Here is a 16091-nt window from a genome sequence, read left to right as displayed (position 1 = left end):
CTACCGAAATGAGTGTTCAACGACCGACGACAACTGCGAGAGAACTGCCGACCGAACTCGACTCGCCGCGGGCCAAGCTGGTCTACCTCTACCTCCAGCGCGGTGGTGCCTCGATAGACGACTTGCAGTCGGACCTCGAAGTCAAGAAAATCACGCTGTACAGCATCCTGAGTACCCTTCGGGAGCGCGGATTGGTGCAGAAACAGGGCGGCCAGTTCGCGGTCGCGTAACTACTCCTCGTCCTCTTCTGGACACAGTTGCTCCGGCGTGCGCTCGTATCGAGGCGTCGCTACGAACTGCTCGATGCGTTCGCGTTCCTCATCTGAGAGAGTCATACCCGATGAGACTCACGGCAAGCGTAAAAAGACGACGGCTACTGTCAGCCAACCCGAGAACCGGCCGCGACGGCGGCGGTCCGCCGACTCGACTGCCCCGGCAACGCAACCGACCACGACGACGCTGGCCCCGACAACGCTTTTGTCGCGCAAGCCCTCTATGGCTCTGTTGGGGGTAGAATGGTAACAAATAGCATCCGTAAACGCAGGGGGGAACGCCGTGCCTGAAGACGACGACAAGTATCCGGCAGAGTCGGGTCGTCGTCGCTTCGTGAAGGGCGTCGTCGGGAGCGCCTCGCTGGCGGGACTGGGTACCGCGACCGCCGCGAGTATCAACTCCGCGACCCAGCCGACCGGCGCAGGCGGTGGGATTACGCAGTACTACGGCGTCGAGAACATCGCCGGACCCGCGCCGCGGGCGATGCCGCAGGTTCCCATCGAAATCGACTCGGAGGGGTTCCTCAAGGGACTCTGGCCGGAACCCGAGACCGTGACCGAACAAGGCCAAGAAATCACTATCGCCGAGACGCAGTTAGGTGGTATCACCTACTCCAGCGAGTGGTTCCAGTACTGCGGCGTCCAGACGTATCCCGGCGTCGAACCCGACGCAGACCAAGACAATTTCCTGCGGTACGCCTCGTCGCCGCCCTACGAGTGGCAGTCCGAGGAGGTCGAAGCGGGCGCGAAGGTCCACGTCGACGACTTCGAGGACTACCAGTCGTGGGGCAACGGCATCGGCAAGAGCGGCCTCGGCAAGCCCGCACTTGCGACGTGGCGCTCGCAGGACGTACCAGCGAGCGGGACCCTCCCGGTCCAAATCATCCGGAGCGAGCGCATCAAGCAGGCGGCCGACCAAGGCGACCAATGGCTGTCGGCCAGCACGCAGGAGGGCTTCGTCGCAAACCTGAACAAGTGTACGCACTTCTGTTGCGTGCCCGGATTCAAGTCGCTTCGAGACGCCCGCAAGTTCGGCGCGGCCGACGACATCTACTGCCAGTGCCACCAGTCGGTGTACGACCCGTTCAGCCTCGTGCAGGTGTCGTTCGTCGCGCTTCCGCGACCCAGCGAGGAGTAAACGCGACACCCGCACCGCTTCTTTCGCGGGGTTCGCGCGTCGATTTCCCCGTGTGGCAACAAACGTTTTATAGCCCCAGTTAGCATCCACCAACGTTGAAGCAAATGCTCTCCGCCGCCGTCGACCGACTCAAGCGCCTGTTCGGCTCCTCGGGGTCCGGCCCCGACGAAGGGGGCGACGCCGACGGCCGTGACGACGGCCCCGACCTCTACGAGTGCGCGGGGTGTGGGTCCGTCTTCATCTCCAAGCCCGAAGAGTGTTCGAACTGCGAGGACGACGACTTCTCGAACGTCGGGAAGTTCCAGTAGTCGCTACTTACCGCTGTTCGCTTTCGCGTGCGAAGCTATTATAATATAGTGTTTGGTTCGTAAGGCCGCCGCCCATTAGAAATAAGTACAATCTTATGCCGATTGTATCGCTTCCTTTCACAAGTCTATCCCCCTGCGAGAAGTACTCGAACCGGACGAGTCCAAAATCGCGGCGTTGCCGAGCGAGGAGAGTGCGCCCGGCGTCGAACCGCGGTTGCGTCGCAGGTCCGGTCGCCCGGAGTCGTCGAGCGGGGCAAGCGTTCGACGCGCCTCTGGCACGCGGGTCAGGCTCTCAGGCGGTTCGTGACCGCCCATCGGATTCTCATAGCAGAGATATTTAAATCCGCATCGGCGTTGCAACCGTTTCGCTTTAAGTGGTCAGTTCGACTCGGCTTCGGTCGAAGTCGAACAAGCAAGAGTCACAAATGACCGCGACAGGAAGCAAGGGGTGGATTTGAACCGGAGCCAGACGTTCTTGCTCGGTCGTTTCACTCCCTGCGCGAGCCTGCGACTGGCAGGGTTCAAATCCTACAGAAGCGAATCGGTCGCGCCGGAGTGGCGCGACCACCAAGCCAGGGGTGGGATTTGAACCCACGAACTCCCGATTACAAGTCGGGTGCTTGAACCGCCCAAGCTCCCCTGGCGCGTACCGCCACCTTCTGGCTACTCCTTTGTGAGCGTATCGCTTTCGACCGATTTTTCCAGCTCGACGCGGTGCGGAGCGTAGCCGTGGCGTCGGTAGAACCGCCGGGCGTCCTCGTTGTCGGCCATCACGTCGAGCGAGACGGCGTCTGCGCCCCGCTCGGCGAGTCGAGTCTCCGCCGCGTCGAGGAGGGCCGACCCGATGCCGTCACCGCGGCGGTCGGGTTCGACGTAGATGTTCCGGACGACGCCGCGGGTCACGTCTTGGTCGTAGCCGTCCGACTCGACGCCGAAGGTGACGAAGCCGACGATTTCGGTCCGGTCGTCCTCGCGTTTCTCACGAGCGACCAGCAGTCCGTCGCCGACCGCGTTCCGGGCGATGGCCTCGCGGACCGTCGCGCGATTGCCGTCGGCGAAGAGGTGCGAGCCGAACTCGCGCTGGCCCTCGGCGAGGTCGACCCACATGTCGGTCACCGCGTCGACGTCTCCGATGTTTCCGCGTTCGATGGCGACCATCGTCCGAATCCACTCGCTCGGGCCGGATAAACTCAGTCCCGGAGCGCCTCGACCGCGGGCAACTCCTCGCCGGTCAGCATGTTGAGCGCCGCGCCGCCGCCGGTGCTGACGTGGTCGAAGCCCTCGATGTCGAACTTCCGAATCGCGGCCGCGGTATCGCCGCCGCCGACGATGCTGTACTCGGCCTCGGTCGCGGTCTCGAAGAGGTCGCGCGTCCCGTCGGCGAACGTCTCGTCCTCGAAGACGCCCGCCGGACCGTTGAGGATGACGGTGCCCGAGTCGCGGACGACTTCGGCGTAGGCCTGCACCGTCGCCGCGCCGATGTCCATCGCGGCCTCGCCCTCCTCGGGCGGGAGGTCCTCGACCGCGAGTTCGTGGCGCTCGCCGTCTCGCTCGACCGCGAGGTCGGTCGGGAGCGTGATGCGGTCGCCGTATTCCGCCAGCAGGTCGGCCGCGCGGTCGATTTCGTCCCAGTAGCCCTGCTCGTAGACGAAGTCGGCGCTGGCGTCGCCGAGGTCGGTCTCGTCGGCCAGCAAGAAGACGTTGGCGACGACGCCGGTCGTGAGTACTCGGTCGGCCAGTCCGCGTTCGAGGACGCTCTCGACCACGGCCATCGAGTCGGGGACCTTCGCGCCGCCGATGACGTAGGTCCGGGGTTCGGGCGTACTCTCGATGTCGCCCAGCACCTCGATTTCGGCCTCCATCACGCGACCGGCGTAGCCCGGGACGCGGGAGGGGAAGCCGACGATGGAGGGCTGTGAGCGGTGGGCCGCTGCGAAGGCGTCGTTGACGTAGGCGTCGAGGGCGGGCGCGAGTTTGTCCACGAGTTCGGTCTGTCCGGCGCGCTCGGGGGAGAACTCCATGTACTCCTCGCTGTAGAAGCGCGTGTTTTCGAGGACGACGGCCTCCCCGTCACCCAGGTTCTCTACCGCGCGGCGGGCGTCGGCCGAGAACGTCGCGTCCGAGTACTCGACCGGCGCGTCGAGCATCTCGTCTAAGCGCTCGGCGTGGGGTCGGAGGTCCCTGAACTCGTCGCCGCCCGGTCGGCCCTGATGGGCGAGGAGGGCCACCCGACCGCCCCGGTCTAACAGCTCCGAGAGGGTCTCGACGTGGGCCTGCAGCCGAGCGTCGTCGGCGAGGCTCCCGTCGTCGGAGAGGGGACTGTTGATGTCGATACGCACTCCCAGCGTTGTCCCTTGGACGGCGAGGTCGTCCAGGGTCTGTATCGCCATGTACGTGTGTCCAACAGCGGGAGTCAAATATGTGTCGGGGTTGCTGACAAATAAAAATTCGTCCCCGAGTAAACTTTCAGCAGGCATGCGTTAGGTTCACACATTGCAAACTTTTTTATAGCGAGTGTGAGACATGCTGGTAGAGTATGACACGCAAGAACAAGTCGCGTCGCGCGTATCTGAAAGCGACCGGAGCGCTCGGTGCAACCGGCCTGACCGGTCTCTCGGGCTGTATCGGCAGTATTTCGGATAGCGGGGGAACGACGACCGAGGAGACGACCGAGGGGATGTCAGACGGGACGACCTCCGGAGAGGACGACAGTCAGTCTGACGACCAGAGCCAAGGCGGTGCCCCGATTACGATGGGGTCGATTCTCCCGATTACGGGGAGTCTGAGCGCCTACGGTGGCGGGATGGAGAAAGCGGTGAACCTCGCGGCCGAGCACATCAACGAGGCGGGCGGCCCCCTCGGGCGCGAAATCAAGGTGGTGAACAAAGACAGCGAGACCAAACCGGCCAAGGCGACCCAGAAGTATCGGTCGCTGGTCAACGAGGAGGGCATCGTCGGGTTCGTCGGCGCGGCCTCCAGCGGGGTGTCGGTCCCGCTGGCCCAGCAAATCGCCTCCGACCAAGTGATGCAGGTGAGCAACGCCAGCACGACGCCCGCGCTCTCGGAAATCGGCTACAACGACGACGAGTCGGTCAAGTACTTCGGTCGGACCGCGCCCAACGACGGCCAGCAGGGCATCGTGATGGGCCAGATTCTGAACGACGACGAGTACATCGGCGCGGACAAAGCCGCCTTCCTCTACGTCGACAACCCCTACGGCGAGGGGTTGGCCAAGCGGGCGAAGGAGGCTTTCGACGGCGAGACGGTCGGGATGGTCCCCTACAGCAAGAAGTCCAGCGACTACACCTCGACGCTCGACAAACTGTTCAGCAACAACCCCGACGCGGTCGGGTTCGTGGGCTACCCCGGTAACGGGAAGACCATCCTCAAGCAGTGGTCGAACGGGGGCTACGGCGGCGAGTGGGTCCTCAGCGAGGGCCTGAACGACAAAGGATTCTTCGAGGACAACAAGTCCATCACCGACGGGATGTATCTGGCCTCGCCGAGTCCGGAATCGACCAAGAGTGCCGACACGTTCGACAAGGAGATGGGCGGCCAGTCGGGGACGCTGTTCGCGCCCCACGCCTACGACGGCCTCTTCCTGCAGGCGCTGGCCATCCACAAGGCCGGAGAGGCGAGCGGGGCGGCCATCGCCGAGAACATTCGGTCCGTCTCTCGCGGTGGCACGAAAGTCTACGCCGGAGAGTTCCAGAAGGCCAAGGACCTGCTGGACAAGGGCGAGGACATCAACTATCAGGGCGCGTCGAGTCCGGTGGACATGAACGAGTCGCTCGAACCGCTCAACCGGTTCGCCATCATGCAGGTCAAGCAGGCCAAGCGCAAGGAGTTGGAGACGATTCCGCGGAGCTACTTCGAGGGCAAACTGTAGATTCTGTCTCACTTTTCGGCGGAGGCGGCTTCGTCCGACCGGACGCTCGAATCGCCCGCCGACGCGCTCTTTCTGTCGTCGCTCGCCGGACGCGCTTGAACTATCGAGGTGTTTGCCGACAAACATACACAATTGTTTATTAGTATCGCGTCGTGTTCTACGGCGGAGATGTCAGAGAAATATCGAACGACGCGGCGAGACTACGTGAAAGGCGCGACGGTCGCGGGGGTGGCCGGGTTGACTGGACTGTCAGCGTCGGCGGGTGCGCGACAGGGCGGTCCAATCCAGATGGGGTCGATTCTCCCGATTACGGGGAACCTCAGCGCCTACGGGAGCGGGATGCAGAAGGCGGTCAATCTCGCGGTGCAGGACGTCAACGACGCGGGCGGACCGCTGGGCCGGCAAATCAACATGAGCAACACCGACAGCCAGACCCAGCCCTCGCGGGCCATCCAGCAGTACAACACGCTGGTCAACGAGCAGAACATCATCGGCTTCGTCGGCGCGGCCTCCAGCGGAGTGTCGGTCCCGCTCGCGCAGAACGTCGCCGCCGACCAGGTGATGCAGATGAGCAACGCCAGCACGTCGCCCGCGCTCTCGGAAATCGGCTACAACGAGGACGGGAGCCTCAAGTACTTCGGCCGGACCGCGCCCAACGACGCCCAGCAGGGTATCGTGATGGGCCGCATCCTGAGCGACGACCAGTATATCGGTGCGGACAGCGCGGCCTTCCTCTTCGTGGACAACCCCTACGGGCAGGGATTGGCCGAGCGGGCGCGCGAGCAGTTCCAGGGCGAGACGGTCGGCATGGTCGGTTACAGTCAGCGGGCTAGCGACTACACCTCGACGCTCGACACGCTGTTCGAGAACGACCCCGACGCCATCGGTTTCGTCGGCTACCCCGGCAACGGTCGGACCATCCTGAACCAGTGGAACAACGGGGGCTACGGCGGCGAGTGGGTCCTCAGCGAGGGCCTGAACTCCTCGGAGTTCCTGAGCAGTCTGAGCAACATCACCTCGGGGATGTATCTGGCCTCGCCGAACCCCGAGCAGACGAAGGGTGCGACCGCCTTCGAGGAGAAGATGGGCGAGCAGTCGGGGACGCTGTTCGCGCCCCACGCCTACGACGGCCTCTTCCTGCAGGCGCTGGCCATACAGGCCGGGGGCGAAGCCACCGGGCAGACCATCGCCGAAAACATCCGGTCGGTCTCGCGGCCCGAGGAGGGCGCGAGCCAAGAGACCGCAACGACCGCCGCGGACGGCGGTGGCGGAGGCGGCGGCCAGCAGGCCAACATCGTCACGGTCGGCGAGTTCCAGAAGGCCAAGGACCTGCTGGAGAACGGCGAGGACATCAACTATCAGGGCGCGTCGAGTCCCGTCAACCTCAACGAGGCGCTGGAACCGCTCAACCAGTTCGCCATCCTGCAAGTGCAGGACGACGGTTCGACCGAGGCGCTGGAGACGATTCCGCGGAGCTTCTTCCGCGGCCGACTCGGCAACGGCGGCGGTGGCGGCGGCACGACTACGACGACGACCTCCGGATAGGCGCGACGGCTCACAATCCGTTTTTTCGCGGGCGGGATTCCCGCCGATAGAGACCGCGAAATGATTCTTTAGAGATTGTCTTTATTGCTTTAGGAAATAAGAAGTTATCTGGCAGCCTCGTCACGGGTTCCGACTCACCACGTCGCGCTGCGGGTCTCGAGTCCGGTCGTCGCGCCGGGGGTCCCGAATCCGGCCGTCGCGCCGCGCCCCGAAGAACGCAGGTTTAAACGCGAAGACGCGCAACCCTCGGGCATGACCGAAGACCCAATCCGCCCAGAGGAGAGCGCCGGGTGGTTCGAGGGAGTCGCCCCCGGCGACGCCGAGGCGGGCGCGGCCCGAATCCGAGAGGGCCGGGCCGACGCGCCCGACGACTGGCCCGAGCGGGCGGTCGCGGCCGGGTTCGCCGACGACGAGGACGACTACTACGCCACGTTGCGGGAGGCGACACTCACCGCCGCCAGAGAGGCCGCCGCCGAGCGAGAGCGCGCCACCGACCAGCAGTTGGTCCACGCGGTCCGGGCGATGGACGACGCCTCCTCTGAGGCCAACGAACTCGCCGAGCGCGTCGCCGAGTGGGCCGGAAGCCGGTACCCCGACGCCGGAACCGGCGTGGACTACGCCCGCGAGTTGGCGGCCCGCGACCCCGAGTCGCCGACCGACGAGCGACTGATTTCGCTGGCCGAGCGCGTGGCCGACCTCGCCGACGAGTCCGACGCGCTCCGGGAGTTCATCGAGCGCGAGACCCCCGAAGTCGCGCCCAACCTCGCCGCGATGGCCGGACCCGTGCTGGCGGCGCGTCTCATCTCGCTGGCGGGCGGCCTCGACTCGCTCGCCAAGATGCCCTCCGGTACCGTGCAGGTCCTCGGCGCGGAGGACTCGCTGTTCGCCCACCTCCGGGGACGCGCCCCCTCGCCCAAGCACGGGGTCATCTTCACCCACGAGTTCGTCCGGGGGACCCACCCCGACGAGCGCGGGTCGGCCGCCCGCACCCTCGCCGGGAAACTCACCATCGCGGCGCGCGTGGACCACTACTCCGGCGAGCGAAAGCCCGAGTTGGACGAGGAGCTACAGCGCCGGATGGACCAGATTCGCGGGCGACACGACGCCAGCGAGGCAGAATCCGGAGGTGGCGCATGACCGACCTGTCCGAGGACCTCCCCGTGGGCGTCGAGCGCCGCTCTTTCGACGGCGAGGACCGATTGGCGACCCGCGGCGAACCGGTCTACGGCGAACCCACCGACGAGGGCTGGCGGTGCTGGGACGCCGGACGCTCCAAACTCGCGGCGATGGTCGAGTCCGGGGTGGACACCGGCCTCGCGGGCGGCGAGACGGTCCTCTACCTCGGCGCGGCCAGCGGGACCACCGTGAGCCACGTCGCGGACTTCGCCGGGCCGACCTACGCCGTGGAGTTCGCGCCCCGACCGGTCCGCGATTTGGTCGGGGTCGCCGAGGACCGCCGGAACCTCTTTCCCCTGCTGAAGGACGCGCGAAAGCCCGACACCTACGCGCACGTCGTGGAGGCCGAGGTCGACGCCATCGTGCAGGACGTGGCGACCCGCGGTCAGGCCCGCGTCGCGGTCGAGAACAGCCGGTTCCTCCGGGAAGATGGGAGGCTCCTCGCGGCCATCAAGGCCCGGAGCGAAGACGTGACCCAAGACCCCGAAAACGTGTTCGAGGAGGCCTTGGCGGACCTCCGCGAGTCCTACGAGGTGCTGGAGACGACTCGCCTCGAACCGTATCACGACGACCACCTCGGCGTGGTCGCCCGGCCGAAGTAATCCATCGCTCTGCTGACTCTCCCTGCCGGGTTCGGAACTATTTATACGCCGGATTTCGAAATTCCGGGAAATGGACTCGGGTTCGGCTGCAAGCTTCGAGGAGATGGGCACGCTGGGCATCGAGGAGGAGTTCTACGTGGTCGACGACCGCGGGGTCCCGACCGCGGGAACCGACGAACTCGTCTACGAGCGCGACCCGCCCGAGATACTCGACGAGCGACTCGACCACGAACTGTTCAAGTGCGTCATCGAGACCCAGACACCGAAAACCGAGCGTCTGGGCGACGCCCGCGAGAACCTGCTCTCGGTCCGGAACGCCTTGATCGACCACGCCGAAGCGGCGGGGTTCCGAATCGCGGCGGCGGGCCTGCATCCCGGCGCGAAGTGGCGCGAACTGGAACACGCCGAGAAGGAGCGCTACCGCGCACAACTCGACCGGATTCAGTACCCCCAGCACCGGAACACGACCGCGGGCCTCCACGTCCACGTCGGCGTGGACGACGCCGACAAGGCGGTCTGGATCGCCAACGAGATTCGGTGGCACATCCCCGTGATGCTCGCGCTGTCGGCCAACTCGCCCTACTGGAACGGCTTCGATACCGGCTTGGAATCGGCCCGCGCCAAAATCTTCGAGGCGCTTCCCAACACCGGGATGCCGACCTGCTTCGACTCCTACGACGATTTCGCGTCCTTCGAGGAGACCATGATTCGCACCGACGCCATCGCCGACCGGGGCGAACTCTGGTACGACGTGCGACCCCACACCGGCCACGGCACGGTCGAGGTCCGGACCCCCGACGGGCAGGCGGACCCCGACCGCGTGATGGCGTTCGTGGAGTACACCCACGCGCTGGTCGAGGAACTGGCCGAACGCTACGAGGACGGCGAGGAGGGCTATCGCCACCGCCGGGAACTGCTCGACGAGAACAAGTGGCGCGCGATTCGGTACGGCCACGACGCCTCGTTCATCCGGCGGGACCGCGAGGGGCAAATCGACCTCGGCGAAGTCGTGGACCGGGAGTGCGAGCGACTAGGAATTTCGGGGATTCGGAACGTCTACGAGGCCGACAGCGGCGCGACTCGCCAGCGCCGGATTCGAGACGAGGAGGGCGTGCATGCCCTCTTCGAGTCGCTGGTCCTCGAACGCCGATAGTGAAGCGGGGCAACAACTCCGGAATCGGCCGAAACCGAAATGTAGGCCTCCTCGGCCCGTAAGCAAGGTTTTTACTCGCGCACGGCTTTTGTCCTCGTAGAGAGGACATGTCCGGGGAAAATCCAGACGACGACGAGGAGATCGACGTGAACGTCGAGGACGACACCGTCGAGGAGTCAGAAATCGAGAACGTAGACGAGGACGTGACGGTCGAAGAGGAACTGGAGGTCGACGACGGCGACGTGACCGAGGAGGTCAAAATCGAGGTGTCCGGCGAGGAGGCCCTGTCGGTCGAGCAGGAGGTCGAAGACCCGGAGCGCGACCGCATCTCGAAGGGCCGCGAGCGCCTCGAAGAGGAGGCCGACCGAGCGGTAGACCAGTTCGACCAGGGCATCGTGGACCTGCTGTCGTGGGTGCTGGACACCGAGACTCGGGCGCGAATCTACGTCTACCTGCGCCAGCACCCCCACAGCACCAGCGAGGAAATCGCCGAGGGGACCGGCCTGTACCCCTCGACTGTCCGGGAGTCGCTGGCCGAACTCCACGACGAGGAGAAGGTCCAGCGCCGCAAGCGAGAGAGCGAAGGGGCGGGAAACAACCCTTACGAGTACACCGCCATCGCGCCGAGCGAACTGGTCAGCGGTATCGTCGGGCAGGTCCAAGACGAACTCAACACGGTATTTAATTTGGACACCCACCTCGAACCCGAGGAGGACGAGGAGACGACCGAGACCACCGAACCGGTCAGCATCCGCGTCGAGGAGAGCGAATCGGACGAACCGGACGAATCGGCCGGGGACTCCGACGAAACCGGCGAATCCGGCGAGTCGGACGACGAGTAAAATTCAGCGAATCGGGCGCTATTCCGAAGGCACTAAGCCGCGGGGAACCCTTCGCGGGGGTATGAGGGTTGCCCTGGGCGGGACCTTCGACCCGGTCCACGACGGCCACCGCGCGCTGTTCGAGCGCGCCTTCGAGGTCGGCGACGTGACGGTCGGACTGACCAGCGACGAACTCGCGCCGAAGACGCGCCACGAGGACCGGTACGTCCGCCCGTTCGACGAACGCAAGGCCGACTTGGAGGCCGTACTCGCCGAGTTCGCCGACGAGTACGACCGCGAGTTCGAGGTCCGCGAGTTGACCGAACCGACCGGTATCGCCACCGAACCGCAGTTCGATGCGCTAGTGGTCTCGCCCGAGACGACAGACGGTGCCGAGCGAATCAACGAGATTCGAGACGAGCGCGGACTCGACCCGCTCCAAATCGAGGTGGTCCCCCACGTCGAGGCCGAGGACGGCGACATTATCTCCAGCACGCGCATCGTCAAGGGCGAAATCGACCAACACGGCAACCTGACGCCCGAGCGAGAGGGCCGAACCGCCGAACGCTGAGTTCTGTTCTGCTTTCCCCGGACTGACGGTGTTTTTCGACCGAAATCGAGGAGCCGCGGGCTCCTCGCGGGCGCTCGGTGCGACGAACCACGAGGACGCGCTCGGCCGGGCAACCGCCGGGATGCGCTCGGTGAAACAACTGACGGGTGGGATGAAGGGGCCGCCCGGTCGCGGGCCGGAGGCCCGTGGTCGTCTGAGTGACCCCTATCCGCGCCGACGCGGTGCGTTGCGGTGAGGCGCGGATATGTCGCTCAGACGACCGCGACCGGGCGGGGGCTTCAAGAGGATAACACCCACGTAATTCTGCTGTCCGCGGTCACGGTTCCAACACGACGAAGCGACCGAGCGGGGGCTTCAAGAAACGTTCACACCGATGTTTCCTGCGGTAGCTCTCGATGCGATTCTACGGTTTGCGGTCTCACCCAAACCGAGCAAACAGATAAACTCGAACCAGCAAGTTCCAGCCCATTACCAAGACGGCGGTTCCAAACCAGCCTCTCGAAGCAAGTCCTTCCAGCGTTGCTGAATCGTCAGCCTCGCCACCCCCACAGCGTCCGCAACGTCGCCCTGCGAGCGCTGGTCGCCCTCGATGAGCGACCCGGCGTAGAGGCTGGCCGCCGCGACGGCCCGCCGGGAGTCGGCGTCCCGGTCGCTGGGGTCGTCCCACTCCGAGACGGTCGAGAGGAACAGGTCGGTCGCCCGCGAACGGGCCTCGGTCCCGAGTTCCAGACGGTCGGCGGACTCCTCGATTTCGGCGAGCCATCGCTCGTTTTCGACGTGGTCGCGTGCCCGATACACGGAGGTTGGTTACGACCGGGATTACATAAGTATCTCGGGGGCGCTTGGAGGAGCTATTTTATCAATCGGTGGTCAGTCTCCTCGTTTTCTCGTGATAGCGAGCGCGGACAGCAGGATTCCGTGGATGTTGTCTTCTTGAAGCCCCCGCCCGGTCGCGGTCGTTGAGCAGGATATTCGGCGCGCTCTCCGCGCCGGAAGACAAACCGCGTCTTCCGAGCCTCACTTCGTTCGGCGAGACACCGCCCGGCCCGCGATAGCGGCCGCTCAGACGACCACGTCCTCCGGACGCGACCGGGCGGCCCCTTCACCCCACCCACGGCGGTTTGGTTGACCGGGCGCTCCGGTGGTTGGAGCCCTCTCGCGTCTTAGACAAATACAGATATATTGTATAGAAATAATATAAGTTTCTAAGAAATTGTTCTGATTGCTTTAGTCGGCGCGGTAGCGTACGACCGTGCCGCGTGCCCACTCGACGCGCTCCTCGCAGAGAACGACAGTTTCTTATCGCCCTCGCCGGAATTGCAGGATGCGCGCGGGTTGCCAAGCCAGGCCAACGGCGTAGCGCTTAGGACGCTATCCCGTAGGGGTCCGCCGGTTCAAATCCGGTCCCGCGCATTTTCGACGTGAACAACTCGGCGAGCACCGCGTAGCGTGTGCTCGCCACTCCGTGAACGTCGAAAATCGGACGAGGAGTTGAACCCTGCAAGTCGCACGCCCGGAAGCGTGGTTCGAAAATCGGAGATTTTCGTCATCACGAGAGAGCTTCGCTCTCTCGAACGACAGCGAAGCGAGCATCCCGGACCGTCTTGCTCCGGTTCAAATCCGGTCCCGCGCATTCTCGACGCGACTGAAAGCGAGTCCCATTTTCTCCCGTCCCGAACCCCGAACGACAGTACCGACTCCGAGAGACCGGAATGACGATTTCACGGGAGAACCCCCGTCGAGTAATGAGATTCGTCACCGAGCAATAACAGGCGCTGTACTATATGGAAAGTATAATAAATACTATTGTTCGGGCAACTGTCGTTTGATTGCCTTGTGGTAACGAATAGCAGGGCAGGAGAACAATGTCAAATCGCGAGCAGAGCATCACGGACGAGTACTCGATAGATAGAAGACAGTTTCTGCGGTTGTCTGCCGCCGCGAGCGGAACGCTGTTGGTGCCCGGGGCGGCGTCGGCCCAGGAGGACATCACCTCGGAGAAGTTCTCCGAGACCTACGAGTTCGTCGTCAACCACACGCCGACGTCCGAGTCGGTCGAGACCCTCGTTCGACTGGACGGCCTCTCGGGTGTCTTCCAACTCCGCGAACTCGACGTCGAACTCCGGACCACGCGCGACCCGGAACTGGCGGCCTACCTCGAACCGACGCCCGAGCAGGTGCGAGACGTCGTCGAGGTCGGTGCCGTACAGGAGGTCCTCTTCTCTCCGGGAGCGAACCCCTTCTGGCGGCTGGAGAACTACGACGACCGAGTATTCACCGCGCCGCGGGAGAGTACCGGGCTCATCTCCTTCGAGGAGATGGTCCAAGGCATGCAGCACCTCGCCGAACAGCACTCCGACAGGCTCTCGATGGAGTCCATCGGCGAGAGCGCCGGTCGGTACAACCTCATCACGCACGACATCGAACCCAACGACATCTGGCTGTTCGAGTTGACCAACGACGTGAACGACGACGAGTCGTTCGCCGAGAAGGAGAAACTGCTGGTGTTCAACCAGGACAGTAGCGAGCGGCAGGGCCCGGAGGGGATGTTCCGCTTCGCCGAGGACGTGCTCCGGGGTGACGAACCCGAGGTCGAACCCCTGCTCGACGAGATGGCTTTCGTCTTCGTGGTCAACAACCCCGACGGGTGGGTCTCGAAGCAGACCCAGTACTACAGCGGCGAGCGGGTCACCGAGGACGAGATAGTTCGCGTCAACGAGTACAAGACGCTCCTGCCGACGGGTGCCGACCCGAACCGGTCGTACCCCACGCCGGGCTACATCACCCCCGAGCACTATCCGGCGGAACCGGCCGGTTCCGATTTAGAGGACGACGCGCCGGGAGTCGACGACGACGTGCCCGACTACATCACCGAACACGTGCCGGGCGAACTCGATATCGCGGAGTACTTCCGGACCCGCGACTACCAGAACTTAGAGTACGGTGTCGACCTCCACGGGTTCGGCGCGTCGGACACGTTCCTCGAGAGCTTCCCGCTCAACGGCAACTACGACTACGAGGACATGCAGGACCTCTACGCGCTCCAGCGGTCCATCGACACTGCGCTGGACGAGTCGAGGCTCGGCAGTCTCATCGAGGACGAGGAGCTCCGCGGCGTCTTCGAGCGACTCAACGAGGAGATAGCCACGGAGTACGACGAGGAGGATGCGGACCTCCCCGTCCCCGAGAACACATTCAAGTACGGGACGCTGTTCGACATCCTCGGCTACTCGACGACGGGCGACACCATCAGTTGGATGTCGGGGGCCGAGGAGAACGGCGGACTCGGGACCATCAAGACGTTCGCCACCGAGACGGTCTACTCCATCGACGAGTTCATCCCGAGTCTGGTCGAGTCGTGGGTCGTCGCCAACGCGACGGTCATCCGGGCGACGGCGAAGTACGTCGTGAAGGACGTCGAGGCGGGCGTGCAGACCGACGGCGCTTCGACGGCGTACGTGACCGCCGACGAACTGGTCCGGTCCTCCGAGGACCTGTCGTTCGACGGCGACGGGGGCCAGACCACCTACGACACGACGTCCGCGACGGTCGAACTCGACCCCGGTAGCCGAGAGCGTCTGGAAGTGGACGTGTCGGCGGCGGGACGCGAACTCGTCGTGAACGCGGTCGGCGGTGGCAGTCTCGAAATCGAGGTGGTCGCTCCCGAGGGAGACGTCGTCCAGACGCGCCGGTTCCGGACGACCGGCGGGTTCGGTGCCACGCGTCCGACGGTGACGGCCACCGCGAGGACCGCCGGCACGTGGCGGGTGAACGTCGAGAACGTCGGCGCGCAGGCCCGGTCCATCGACGTGACCGTCGGCGTCTTGCAGTCCGACGAGGGGAACCCCGACCCGAGAGAGGTCCTCGGGTTCTCGCAACGCGACTACGAGGTGTCGCCGTTCGCGTTCTTCCGGGAGTATCAGGAGTTCGTCACCGACGACGGGGGGATGACGGCGCTGACCGCTCGAGACGTTCGGGACGGAGCCCTGACGAGCGACGGCGGTCCCGCGTTCGACAACGTGGTCCTCATCCACGCTAACGGGATGGAGTCCCAGTCGTACGTCTCGGCGCTCGACGAGTACGTGGCGAGCGGCGGGAACCTCGTCCTGACCGACACCGGCGTTCACCTCTTAGGGGCGATGGACAACGAACTCGCGGGACAGCTATCGGACGAGGACCTCCGGGACCACACGCTGTTCACCTCGTTCGTCAGCGACCGGAACGACGACCATCCGCTACTCGCGGGGACCGAACCCAGCCAACTGGAGGTCGGCAAGTGGGTCCCGCTGGGGTACAGCCTCGGGTTGGACTGCCCGATGACGCTGGTCGACCCCGAGGCCTTCCGCGAGGCGGGCGGTTCGGTCGCCGCCACCACGTCGGGGAAGTATCAGGAGATAGAACCGGGTCCGGGCGTGTCCGCCGGGACGCTGACTCGCTCGGACTCGGAGGGCGGGATTCACGTCCTCGGCGGGGCGTTGCCGCCGGCGACGCAGGACCACCTCCACCCGTTCGGGATGAGCGACTACCTGCTCTCGCACCTCGGCATGATGATGGTGTCGAACGCGCTGGGCTACGAGACGAACGTCTCGGTGAGCGAGTGACGAGGTAGTCGCTCT

At 64.9% G+C, this 16091-nt stretch carries 15 protein-coding genes and 2 tRNA genes; 12 read left to right on the top strand and 5 right to left on the bottom strand.

Going from position 1 to position 16091, the window contains the following annotated elements; translation table 11 throughout:
- The first annotated feature begins 8 nt into the window (after window positions 1–8).
- The 3 genes from EPL01_RS14150 to EPL01_RS14140 all read left to right on the top strand — a co-directional run bounded on the left by EPL01_RS14150 (window position 9) and on the right by EPL01_RS14140 (window position 1718).
- Window positions 9–230 (top strand): TrmB family transcriptional regulator, encoded by a 222-nt coding sequence (locus EPL01_RS14150; protein WP_135825925.1) that lies wholly within the window; start codon window positions 9–11, stop codon window positions 228–230.
- Window positions 231–555: 325 nt separating this feature from the next.
- Window positions 556–1410 carry a ubiquinol-cytochrome c reductase iron-sulfur subunit gene (locus EPL01_RS14145; RefSeq protein WP_135825924.1) on the top strand — a complete coding sequence of 285 codons (855 nt, stop codon included), beginning with the start codon at window positions 556–558 and terminating at the stop codon, window positions 1408–1410.
- 95 nt (window positions 1411–1505) lie between these two features.
- Window positions 1506–1718 carry a hypothetical protein gene (locus tag EPL01_RS14140; RefSeq protein WP_135825923.1) on the top strand — a complete coding sequence of 71 codons (213 nt, stop codon included), beginning with the start codon at window positions 1506–1508 and terminating at the stop codon, window positions 1716–1718.
- A 117-nt stretch (window positions 1719–1835) separates the two neighbouring features.
- Here the strand turns inward: EPL01_RS14140 and EPL01_RS14135 are convergent, their stop codons facing one another.
- The 4 genes from EPL01_RS14135 to EPL01_RS14120 form a co-directional block, all read right to left on the bottom strand.
- Entirely contained in the window at window positions 1836–2033 is a 198-nt protein-coding gene (locus tag EPL01_RS14135) for a hypothetical protein (RefSeq protein ID WP_135825922.1), read from the bottom strand.
- A gap of 255 nt (window positions 2034–2288) precedes the next feature.
- Window positions 2289–2362 (bottom strand) — tRNA-Thr (locus EPL01_RS14130).
- A gap of 19 nt (window positions 2363–2381) precedes the next feature.
- Window positions 2382–2876 carry a GNAT family N-acetyltransferase gene (locus EPL01_RS14125; protein ID WP_135825921.1) on the bottom strand — a complete coding sequence of 165 codons (495 nt, stop codon included), beginning with the start codon at window positions 2874–2876 and terminating at the stop codon, window positions 2382–2384.
- 32 nt (window positions 2877–2908) lie between these two features.
- Entirely contained in the window at window positions 2909–4108 is a 1200-nt protein-coding gene (locus EPL01_RS14120; protein ID WP_135825920.1) for a phosphoglycerate kinase, read from the bottom strand.
- Between the two features lie 146 nt (window positions 4109–4254).
- On the opposite strand from EPL01_RS14120, the gene EPL01_RS14115 reads away from it, so the two are divergent.
- The 7 genes from EPL01_RS14115 to EPL01_RS14085 all read left to right on the top strand — a co-directional run bounded on the left by EPL01_RS14115 (window position 4255) and on the right by EPL01_RS14085 (window position 11475).
- Window positions 4255–5607: an ABC transporter substrate-binding protein gene (locus EPL01_RS14115; RefSeq protein ID WP_135825919.1), complete on the top strand. Its 1353-nt coding sequence runs from the start codon at window positions 4255–4257 to the stop codon at window positions 5605–5607.
- A gap of 168 nt (window positions 5608–5775) precedes the next feature.
- Window positions 5776–7152, top strand: a complete 1377-nt coding sequence (locus EPL01_RS14110; protein ID WP_135825918.1) for an ABC transporter substrate-binding protein — start codon at window positions 5776–5778, stop codon at window positions 7150–7152.
- A 252-nt stretch (window positions 7153–7404) separates the two neighbouring features.
- Complete coding sequence (locus tag EPL01_RS14105; protein ID WP_135825917.1) at window positions 7405–8289, top strand: NOP5/NOP56 family protein; 885 nt, start codon at window positions 7405–7407, stop codon at window positions 8287–8289.
- On the top strand, window positions 8286–8930 hold the full coding sequence (locus EPL01_RS14100) for a fibrillarin-like rRNA/tRNA 2'-O-methyltransferase (protein ID WP_135825916.1): 645 nt from the start codon (window positions 8286–8288) through the stop codon (window positions 8928–8930). Before EPL01_RS14105 ends, EPL01_RS14100 begins: the two co-directional genes overlap by 4 nt.
- A 70-nt stretch (window positions 8931–9000) precedes the next feature.
- Window positions 9001–10083 (top strand): glutamate--cysteine ligase, encoded by a 1083-nt coding sequence (locus EPL01_RS14095; protein ID WP_135825915.1) that lies wholly within the window; start codon window positions 9001–9003, stop codon window positions 10081–10083.
- 266 nt (window positions 10084–10349) lie between these two features.
- On the top strand, window positions 10350–10925 hold the full coding sequence (locus EPL01_RS14090; protein ID WP_394346250.1) for a helix-turn-helix domain-containing protein: 576 nt from the start codon (window positions 10350–10352) through the stop codon (window positions 10923–10925).
- A 61-nt stretch (window positions 10926–10986) separates the two neighbouring features.
- The gene (locus EPL01_RS14085; RefSeq protein WP_135825913.1) at window positions 10987–11475 is read left to right on the top strand and encodes a phosphopantetheine adenylyltransferase; all 489 of its coding nucleotides are present in this window, start codon (window positions 10987–10989) and stop codon (window positions 11473–11475) included.
- 468 nt (window positions 11476–11943) lie between these two features.
- On the opposite strand, the gene EPL01_RS14080 is transcribed toward EPL01_RS14085, so the two are convergent.
- Window positions 11944–12273, bottom strand: a complete 330-nt coding sequence (locus EPL01_RS14080; RefSeq protein ID WP_135825912.1) for a cyclin family protein — start codon at window positions 12271–12273, stop codon at window positions 11944–11946.
- A 530-nt stretch (window positions 12274–12803) separates the two neighbouring features.
- On the opposite strand from EPL01_RS14080, the gene EPL01_RS14075 reads away from it, so the two are divergent.
- Window positions 12804–12888 (top strand) — tRNA-Leu (locus tag EPL01_RS14075).
- A 452-nt stretch (window positions 12889–13340) separates the two neighbouring features.
- Entirely contained in the window at window positions 13341–16076 is a 2736-nt protein-coding gene (locus EPL01_RS14070) for a M14 family metallopeptidase (protein WP_135825911.1), read from the top strand.
- The last annotated feature ends 15 nt before the right edge of the window (window positions 16077–16091 follow it).

The organism is Halorussus ruber (assembly GCF_004765785.1).
GTDB lineage: Archaea > Halobacteriota > Halobacteria > Halobacteriales > Haladaptataceae > Halorussus > Halorussus ruber.
Note: the sequence above shows the minus strand (reverse complement) of the source record. Positions and strands in the feature narration are given on the sequence as shown.

Excerpts from the sequence above, each read along its gene's own strand:
- EPL01_RS14070 (WP_135825911.1), top strand. The coding sequence starts at position 13,341 with ATGTCAAATCGCGAGCAGAGCATCACGGACGAGTACTCGATAGATAGA.
- EPL01_RS14100 (WP_135825916.1), top strand. The coding sequence starts at position 8,286 with ATGACCGACCTGTCCGAGGACCTCCCCGTGGGCGTCGAGCGCCGCTCT.
- EPL01_RS14125 (WP_135825921.1), bottom strand. The coding sequence starts at position 2,876 with ATGGTCGCCATCGAACGCGGAAACATCGGAGACGTCGACGCGGTGACC.
- EPL01_RS14110 (WP_135825918.1), top strand. The coding sequence starts at position 5,776 with ATGTCAGAGAAATATCGAACGACGCGGCGAGACTACGTGAAAGGCGCG.
- EPL01_RS14085 (WP_135825913.1), top strand. The coding sequence starts at position 10,987 with ATGAGGGTTGCCCTGGGCGGGACCTTCGACCCGGTCCACGACGGCCAC.
- EPL01_RS14150 (WP_135825925.1), top strand. The coding sequence starts at position 9 with ATGAGTGTTCAACGACCGACGACAACTGCGAGAGAACTGCCGACCGAA.
- EPL01_RS14095 (WP_135825915.1), top strand. The coding sequence starts at position 9,001 with ATGGACTCGGGTTCGGCTGCAAGCTTCGAGGAGATGGGCACGCTGGGC.
- EPL01_RS14105 (WP_135825917.1), top strand. The coding sequence starts at position 7,405 with ATGACCGAAGACCCAATCCGCCCAGAGGAGAGCGCCGGGTGGTTCGAG.
- EPL01_RS14115 (WP_135825919.1), top strand. The coding sequence starts at position 4,255 with ATGACACGCAAGAACAAGTCGCGTCGCGCGTATCTGAAAGCGACCGGA.
- EPL01_RS14135 (WP_135825922.1), bottom strand. The coding sequence starts at position 2,033 with ATGGGCGGTCACGAACCGCCTGAGAGCCTGACCCGCGTGCCAGAGGCG.
- EPL01_RS14120 (WP_135825920.1), bottom strand. The coding sequence starts at position 4,108 with ATGGCGATACAGACCCTGGACGACCTCGCCGTCCAAGGGACAACGCTG.